9 protein-coding genes are annotated in these 7806 nt (G+C 46.2%); 7 read left to right on the top strand and 2 right to left on the bottom strand.

All coding sequences use genetic code 11. The features are described 5' to 3' along the window. Positions 1-390: 390 nt before the first annotated feature. Both DKW60_RS17850 and DKW60_RS17845 read right to left on the bottom strand, forming a co-directional pair. The gene (locus DKW60_RS17850) at positions 391-900 is read right to left on the bottom strand and encodes a protein N-terminal glutamine amidohydrolase (RefSeq protein ID WP_181389773.1); all 510 of its coding nucleotides are present in this window, start codon (positions 898-900) and stop codon (positions 391-393) included. A gap of 33 nt (positions 901-933) precedes the next feature. Continuing rightward, positions 934-2217, bottom strand: coding sequence for a sensor histidine kinase (locus DKW60_RS17845; RefSeq protein ID WP_181389772.1), 1284 nt, complete (start codon positions 2215-2217; stop codon positions 934-936). A 99-nt stretch (positions 2218-2316) separates the two neighbouring features. Here DKW60_RS17845 and DKW60_RS17840 point away from each other — a divergent pair, with 99 nt between their 5' ends. From DKW60_RS17840 to DKW60_RS17810, 7 genes are read left to right on the top strand one after another with little or no spacing between them, the layout of a single operon-like run. Then, positions 2317-2772: a nuclear transport factor 2 family protein gene (locus DKW60_RS17840; RefSeq protein WP_219988818.1), complete on the top strand. Its 456-nt coding sequence runs from the start codon at positions 2317-2319 to the stop codon at positions 2770-2772. Continuing rightward, complete coding sequence (locus DKW60_RS17835; RefSeq protein WP_109839022.1) at positions 2769-3494, top strand: SDR family NAD(P)-dependent oxidoreductase; 726 nt, start codon at positions 2769-2771, stop codon at positions 3492-3494. Before DKW60_RS17840 ends, DKW60_RS17835 begins: the two co-directional genes overlap by 4 nt. Further along, a complete protein-coding gene (locus tag DKW60_RS17830; protein ID WP_109839021.1) occupies positions 3491-4750 on the top strand; it encodes an NAD(P)/FAD-dependent oxidoreductase in 1260 nt (419 codons plus the stop codon). Before DKW60_RS17835 ends, DKW60_RS17830 begins: the two co-directional genes overlap by 4 nt. After that, positions 4743-5483 (top strand): DUF1365 domain-containing protein, encoded by a 741-nt coding sequence (locus DKW60_RS17825; protein WP_109839020.1) that lies wholly within the window; start codon positions 4743-4745, stop codon positions 5481-5483. Before DKW60_RS17830 ends, DKW60_RS17825 begins: the two co-directional genes overlap by 8 nt. Then, positions 5483-6748 carry an SAM-dependent methyltransferase gene (locus DKW60_RS17820; RefSeq protein WP_109839019.1) on the top strand — a complete coding sequence of 422 codons (1266 nt, stop codon included), beginning with the start codon at positions 5483-5485 and terminating at the stop codon, positions 6746-6748. The genes DKW60_RS17825 and DKW60_RS17820 overlap by 1 nt, the downstream gene beginning before the upstream one ends. After that, positions 6726-7238: a DUF2878 domain-containing protein gene (locus tag DKW60_RS17815; RefSeq protein ID WP_181389771.1), complete on the top strand. Its 513-nt coding sequence runs from the start codon at positions 6726-6728 to the stop codon at positions 7236-7238. The genes DKW60_RS17820 and DKW60_RS17815 overlap by 23 nt, the downstream gene beginning before the upstream one ends. Further along, positions 7226-7786, top strand: coding sequence for a DUF3833 domain-containing protein (locus DKW60_RS17810; protein ID WP_245929731.1), 561 nt, complete (start codon positions 7226-7228; stop codon positions 7784-7786). Before DKW60_RS17815 ends, DKW60_RS17810 begins: the two co-directional genes overlap by 13 nt. The last annotated feature ends 20 nt before the right edge of the window (positions 7787-7806 follow it).

Raw genomic sequence — 7806 nt, 5'->3', positions numbered from 1 at the left:
TTTACCATGATCTTAATCTGATGTTTAAGAGTTTACATTAGATATCCATCAGAGCTAAATTTTTAGACTACTAGTTGAATAACGTTCCAAAGTGTGGCCTGTTTCTCATGATGAATGCCTTTGTAAGTGGACATCATATTCACAGTTGCTATGACGATACACAGCAACAGCATCGGGCCAAGAATGACTGACACGTCGCCACCTGTATTTAGCTGCTTGAGATGTTTTATCATTTTTTATTATGTCAGTAGTCTATTAAGCTGCTGATTCCGCAAGTTTTTATATAATGCTTATTGATTGTGGCGGTGACAGCTAGTCTAAATTTGGGGTTAGCTTACTGATAGTGTAAAGGTGGGTGGCTTTCCTGCTGCTTAATCAGTTGGGTCTGCTTTAGCTGTATTTAATCAAAAGCTCTGATTGGGTCAGTACATCACCATATTCAAAGTCAGACATGTCGCAGAATTGCTTCAGGTTACTGGAGCTATCAGAAATCGCTGGCCAGTCCGGTGGTGTTGCCTGCCAACCTGATTCAGACTTCATATGGCGTCTGTCGGACAAAAATGAAGTAGTATAGTCGGCGGCAGGTAGTACTCTGAATCTGGGAATCATTGGTGGTTCTAGTTGATGTTCCAGTGCAAAGGAATAATCAAAATAGTGTTCGATAGGGGTTGAAAAACTAAGGCTGGAATTGAAGTCGTGAATCATGCCGGCTTGCAGCAAAACGACATGGTAGTCCCAGAAAATGAGCCGGTTTTCACCACGTCCGTTACGTTGGTGAAACATGGGAAAATAATCCCCCAGTGCAGAGATAAAGACGACGTGACCGTCTTGGTAATCAGGATGTTGGCACAAGTGCCAGATGTTTTCCTCACAGTAGAATGCTTGATATTTAAGTGTCACTGGTAACACCGTGATCGTCGGGATCAACAGTCATCATTTGAACCAAACCGTGACGACGGTACCTTTGCCTAATTCACTTTGTATATCCAGACGCCATTTAAAGCGTTCGCACAAACGTCTTACTATATCCAAACCAAGTCCGTAGCCGCTGACCAATTGGCTGGAGCGTTGGAATGGTTGTTGTATTCGTTCGAGTTGATCCTCCGGTATACCTTTGCCACTATCATTAATGCTCACGTGGTTGTCCGTGATGGTGACTTCGACAGTACCTTCGTGAGTGTAATTACAGGCATTTCTTAATAGGTTGCTCAGTACGATAGCAACAGCCTGGGTGGGTGCCTTTACCTCGAGGTAATTTGTACTTTTAAGACTGATAAACACATGTTTGTCTGCATTATGCGTGCTTTCAATTTGCGAGATAATCGTTGGGACTAACTGATTTACCTGAGTAATTTCCTGAGGCACATCCGGTGATTCAGAGTCACGTGCCAGTACCAATAGTGTCTCAATAATCGACAGCATATCGTCGGAGGTGGTACGCATGCGACGTATTGCTCGACGTGACGGTGGGTTGAGATCAGGCTGCTTATTGAGCAGTTCCAATGAACCACGAATCACCGCGAGCGGAGTGCGTAGCTCGTGGCTAACATCATGAGTGAATTCTCTCTCGCGCTGCAACTGACGTTTCAGTCGCTGTGTAAATTCATCCAGGGAGTCCGCCAGTACGCTCACCTCATCGTCCACACCACTTTGGGTGTAATCCTCTAAGTGAAGAGAGTCGAGTTTGTCTTTGCTGAGATCAAAACCGCGCATCGTTTGTGCCAAGGACATAAGAGGTGACAGGGTTTTTCGAGAAGAACGATAGACAAACCAAGCTGAGAGATAGATCACAATCAGCGCAAGACTCAGTGGTACTACACCAAAGTAGAACGACAGTGAGCGCACGTTACGCTCATCAAATACCAGAAATAAGCGCTGATTCTTATTCTTTTCCACATAGACAATTGGCTTGCGTTGCTCCATGTCAACGCGTTGAAAGCCAGGATCAACCGAGCGAAGTACTTGTGGTACACCACGGTAGTCACTCGAAACTGCAAGGTAGCCGCGCAGGTTATCGGTATTGGGGACGGCATGCTCAGGGTTAGCGGCCTGTTCGCGCCAAAAGTGTTTGGCTTCATCTTCCAGTGCGGTACGGATCATGACCTGCTCAACAATAATGGCCGCAGCAAAGACACCGGTTACAGTGACAACACTAATGAACAGCATTTGCAGCACAAATGCCCGGATTAGTTTTTGAGAAATACCCTTCTTTTGCAAAACAAGATCCCTGTTTTCACGTTGCGTCGACGTTACCCCTGACAACATGTATTCATTAATTTATTCATTGTGTCCCTAAACAGGCGCGCTGTCGAGATAATGAAAATGGATACACCGCAAATCGTAGAAAATTTTATATCAATGTATGAGACTTTGCATAAGGATAATCTACATTTACTACAACCCGTTTACAGCGATGATGTTGTCTTTATAGATGCCTTACATGAAGTGAAAGGCTTGCCTGCGCTGGAGCAATATTTTGCTGGCATGTACGGCAATCTCATTAGTAGCAGCATTCGGATCACTGATGTTCAATGTGGTCAGTCAAAGGATGATAGTGGTGAGGGTGTTGCGTATCTCACGTGGGACATGACTTATGTGCATCCGGACTTAGCCAATAAAAAGCCTATCACCTTGGACGGTGTGACCAAGATCAAGTTCAAAGACAAAGTCACTTACCATCGAGATTACGTGGACATGGGACAGATGCTGTATGAGCACATTCCGCTTTTAGGCTCTGCTATCCGTTACATCAAGCGCAGGGCAGTGTCATGAAGACAGTTCTGATTACAGGTGCAACGTCTGGCATTGGTCAGCAGATGGCATTGGATTATGCCAAAGACGGCTGGAAAGTGATTGCTTGTGGACGAAACCAACAAAAACTGGCTGAGCTGTCATCGAATGACAATATTGATAGCTCACAGTTTGATCTGACGGATGCTGAGCGAATCGCAGAAATCGGGCGAGACCACAGCCAAGCGCTGGATTTGGTGATTCTGAATGCTGGTACCTGTGAATACATCGATGATGTTATGGCGTTTGATACCGATCTGTTCAGGCGGGTCATCAACAGCAATGTCATTGGCACCGCTGATTGTGCGGGAGCATTCATCCCTCATATCAAAACCGGTGGACAACTGGCGTTTGTTGGTTCGAGTGCGAGTTTTTTACCGTTCAACCGTGCTGAAGCATATGGCGCAAGTAAGGCGGCTATCGCTTATTTAGCTCAGTCTATAGCGGTGGACTTAGCCCCGCACAATATCGATGTATCGCTAGTCAGTCCGGGCTTTGTCACTACGCCGTTGACAGACAAGAACGATTTTGAAATGCCAATGAAGATTAGTGTTAAGCAGGCATCTGAGGAAATCCGACGAGGTCTGAGCAAGCGTAAAAAACATATCAAAACACCACGTTTATTTACTTCAATTTTGGGGCTGCTCGGTCAGCTGCCGCATTCTATTCAACACTGGATTGCATTACGTATGGTGAAATCATGAGCAAAATAGCGATCATTGGATCAGGTATATCGGGGCTGATCTGTGGCTACAATTTGTCGCGCAACCACGAGATCACAGTCTTCGAGGCCAATGACTATATTGGTGGACATACTGCGACGATTGATGTTCAGGCAGATGGTAAGCCTTGGGCAATTGATACAGGTTTTATCGTGTTTAACGATCACACCTATCCACATTTTCAGGGCATGATGGATGCGCTGGGTGTGCCTTATCAGCCGACTGAAATGAGTTTCAGTGTAACCAATGAAGCTACCGGCCTGGTCTACAACGGCAATACATTAAGCACCTTGTTTGCCCAACGAAGTAATCTGTTTAAACCCAGATTCTGGCGTTTGTTAATGGAGATCGTGCGATTCAACCGAAGTTGCAAGGCGTTAAACAAAACAGGTGATATTGATCCTTCTTTGACGGTGAAAGACTTTTTAGAGTCAGAGCGGCTAAGCCAGTACTTTGCTGAGAATTACATTCTCCCCATGGGGGCCGCTATCTGGTCTGCGAGTCTGGGGGAAATCGAAGCATTTCCGTTAAAGTTTTTCATCCAGTTCTTTGAGAACCATGGCCTGTTAAACATAACGGATCGCCCGCAATGGTTTTCGATTAAAGGTGGCTCTAAAGCATACATTCCGAAGATGATTCGTGGATTCGAAGAGAATATACGCTTATCAACGCCGGTGAAGTCAGTGGTGCGTTTAGAGACTGATATTCAAATTATCCTCGAAAATGGTCAGGTACAGACCTTCGATGAGGTGATCTTTGCTTGCCATAGTGATCAGGCGTTGGAAATTCTGAAAACACCTAGCGAAGCTGAGAAACGCGTCTTGTCTAGTATTCCTTATCGTGAGAATGAGGTCATTCTGCATCGTGATGAAGCACTACTGCCTGAGATTCCGGAAGCGGTTGCCAGTTGGAATTATCACTTATCCGGTGATCGTGCGTTACCAGCCTCCGTCACATATAGCATGAATATATTGCAGTGCTTGCCCGAGGATGCACCGCAGTTTTGTGTGACTTTAAACAATACGCAAAAGATTGACCCTGACAAAGTCATCGGCATTTACCGGTATTCACACCCCGTGTTTAGTCTGAACATGGTTGAGGCGCAGTCTTTGCGCTCGACAATGTGTGGTGTGGATCGCATTCATTACTGTGGTGCGTACTGGTACAACGGGTTTCATGAGGATGGCGTGAGAAGTGCACTGGATGTGTGTAAACGATTCGAGGTGAGCCATGAATAGTACGATTTACAAAGGTTGGGTGAGACATCGTCGTTATCAGCCAAAAGCGCATGCCTTCAAATACGATATGTTTTTGTTGTCACTGGATTTAGACGAGTTGAATCAAGGCATGAAATTCTCAAGACTCTTTGCGGTCGAGCAATGGGCCTTACTGAGTTTCAGGCACAAAGATTATCTGGGGGGCGAGGGCAAGTTGACTCGCGATAAGGTTTGGCAACATGTGACTCAACTCGGGGGAAATGACTTTCACGGTCGGGTCGTTATGCTGGGGCAATTGCGCTGTTTCGGGGTTTATTTCAGTCCGGTTAATTTCTATTACTGTCATGATCAGGATGGCGAGCTTCAATATGTGTTAGCTGAGGTTAGCAATACGCCCTGGGGGGAACGTCATTGCTATCTGGTGGATTCAAAACAGAACACGGAAGTGGACAAAGTATTTCATGTATCGCCTTTCATGAATGAAGACATGCATTACCGCTGGCGCTTCACACCGTTGAATCACCAGCTGTACCTGAATATCGAAAACCTCAACGACGATAACGAAAAATTGTTCGATGCGACGATCGTCATGCAACAACAAGCGCTGAGCACTGCAAACCTGCTCAAAAATTTGATTCGCGTTCCGGCGATGACACTGAAAACCGTGTTGGGCATTCACTGGGAAGCGGCAAAACTGTATCTAAAAGGCGTGCCTTATGTGCCGTATGTTAAGAAGCAAAAGGAGATAGTGTAATGGAAAGTTCACAAGTTAGTATCGCGACCAATGAGAAGACGACTTGGTGGCAGTCTACCGCTAAAAATGTTCTGTTTAAGCTTCTGGCAAAGATGCAGGACGGCTACTTGACCATTCAGGAAAAGGACCAGACGCATCACTTTGGGCAGGCAGGCAGTGCGTTGTCTGCTCATGTGGTGGTTCATGACACCAGTGTCTACGCCAAGATGTTAACCGGTGGCACCATCGCTGCAGGTGAGTGCTACTTTAATGGTTTGTGGGACAGTCCGGATGTCACTGCGGTGATTCGGGTGATGGTGAGAAACTCTGAGATGATGGATACCTTGGATCACCGCTTTTCTGCACTAAGCCAGATTGCTCAGCGTATTTTCCATTCGGCGAATCGCAATTCTCAGACCGGCTCAAAGAAGAACATCGTTGCTCATTACGATCTAGGTAACGATTTCTACCGCCTGTTTCTTGATGAAACCATGATGTATTCCAGTGGCGTTTACAACACACCGGAAACTACACTCCATGAGGCGCAGCTCCAGAAGCTGGACGATATTTGCCAACGCCTGCAGCTAAAAGCCGGTGAAGAAGTGGTCGAGATTGGAACCGGCTGGGGTGGTTTCGCCATTTATGCAGCTAAACATTATGGCGTGCACGTCACAACCACCACAATTTCGGAAGAGCAGTATGCCTATGCAAAAGCTGAAATTGAGAAGCAAGGACTGGAAAGCCAGATTACTTTGCTGAAGGATGACTACCGGAATCTCGCTGGTCAGTACGACAAATTAGTATCGATTGAAATGATTGAGGCAGTCGGGCATAGCTTCCTGCCAACCTTCTTTCAGACCTGCAATAGTCTGCTAAAACCGACGGGCAAAATGTTGATACAGGCGATTACGATTGCAGACCAACGTTACGACCGTTATCGCAAGCAAACCGATTTCATTCAGCGCTATATTTTCCCGGGTGGCTTCCTGCCATCGGTTGAGGTCATGAATAAACAGATTGCTAAGAATACGGATCTGAAGGTAGTAGGTCTCACCGATATTGGCCTTGATTATGCGGCTACTTTAAAGCATTGGTCAGAGCGATTGAAAGCAGTTCGTGGCGAGTTAAGCGGTCTGGGACTGGATCAACAATTCTACCGTATGTGGCAATTCTACTTCCATTATTGTGAAGGTGGTTTCCGTGAGCGTTTGATCAGTACGGTACATCTAGTGGCTGAGAAGCCGCGCTACGAGGATGCTAATCATGCCGCTATTCTCAATCATTAATGTCGTGATCTTTCAGTTGGCGTGGTTTAGTGCTGCGCTGCTGAAAGATAACGCAATCATTGTCATGCTTTTGTTGCTGGTGATTCATATGATCATGACAACTAAGCGCCAAGTTGACATATACACGGTTATGTTGATTTTGCCGATCGGGATTGCATCTGAGTTATTGTTGCTGTCAACCGGTTTATTGTCTTATCAGAGCCAGCTCATCTTGCCGGTGTGGATGGTGCTGCTGTGGGTGCACTTAAGTCTGAGCCTCAATCACAGTCTGGAGTGGATGCAAAAAATTCCAGTGGTTTGGCAGTCGGTATTGGCCGCGTTAGCAGGGGCTGGTAGCTACGCGGCAGCGGCGAATCTTGGCGCGATCAACTTGCCAGGCTCTCAGGTAACCAGCTTGTTGCTTATTGCGTTGGTTTGGGCGCTGCAGCTGCCATTTATGATGAAGGTGGCGCGTCACGTTAAGCTAGGGAGACTGACATGTCCTATCTAAAGTCTAAATACAAAACACTGGCTATTTTCTTCGGCTTTAGCGCAATGGTGATGATGTTTCTGGGTGCTTGTTCGGCCAGCGTCAAGACCTTGCCAGAGTCTGATAAAGTCCTGAAAATCGAAGAATACTTTCAGGGCAATAGCAAGGCATATGGCATATTATTTGATCGGGGTGGTTCACCATCACGCCATTTTTCTGTAGACCTGCTGGGTACCTGGGATGAAAAGACCAAAACGCTAACCTTGGAAGAGGATTTTGTGTTTGACGATGGTGAAGAAAGCAGGCGCGTGTGGGTGATCAAAAAAACCGGTTCGAATCAATACGTGGGCACTGCTGGTGATGTGATCGGCGAGGCCAAAGGCTTTTCACGCGGAAATGCCTTCCACTGGGACTATGTACTGGAAGTGCCATACAAAGGCAGCACCATCGCCCTTAAGATTGATGACTGGCTTTTCCTAAGTGATGACGACGTGCTGATAAACCGGGCTGAGATGTTTAAATTCGGCTTTAAAGTCGGCGAGATCGTAATTAGTTTTAATAAGCAATGATGGTGTCCGGTAAATAATTG

The sequence above is a fragment of the Leucothrix pacifica genome, from assembly GCF_003172875.1.
Taxonomy (GTDB): domain Bacteria; phylum Pseudomonadota; class Gammaproteobacteria; order Thiotrichales; family Thiotrichaceae; genus Leucothrix; species Leucothrix pacifica.
The sequence above is the reverse complement of the archived record's forward strand: the minus strand, read 5'-3'. Positions and strand labels throughout refer to the sequence as shown.

Excerpts from the sequence above, each read along its gene's own strand:
- DKW60_RS17830 (WP_109839021.1), top strand. The coding sequence starts at position 3,491 with ATGAGCAAAATAGCGATCATTGGATCAGGTATATCGGGGCTGATCTGT.
- DKW60_RS17820 (WP_109839019.1), top strand. The coding sequence starts at position 5,483 with ATGGAAAGTTCACAAGTTAGTATCGCGACCAATGAGAAGACGACTTGG.
- DKW60_RS17825 (WP_109839020.1), top strand. The coding sequence starts at position 4,743 with ATGAATAGTACGATTTACAAAGGTTGGGTGAGACATCGTCGTTATCAG.
- DKW60_RS17815 (WP_181389771.1), top strand. The coding sequence starts at position 6,726 with ATGCCGCTATTCTCAATCATTAATGTCGTGATCTTTCAGTTGGCGTGG.
- DKW60_RS17840 (WP_219988818.1), top strand. The coding sequence starts at position 2,317 with ATGAAAATGGATACACCGCAAATCGTAGAAAATTTTATATCAATGTAT.
- DKW60_RS17835 (WP_109839022.1), top strand. The coding sequence starts at position 2,769 with ATGAAGACAGTTCTGATTACAGGTGCAACGTCTGGCATTGGTCAGCAG.
- DKW60_RS17810 (WP_245929731.1), top strand. The coding sequence starts at position 7,226 with ATGTCCTATCTAAAGTCTAAATACAAAACACTGGCTATTTTCTTCGGC.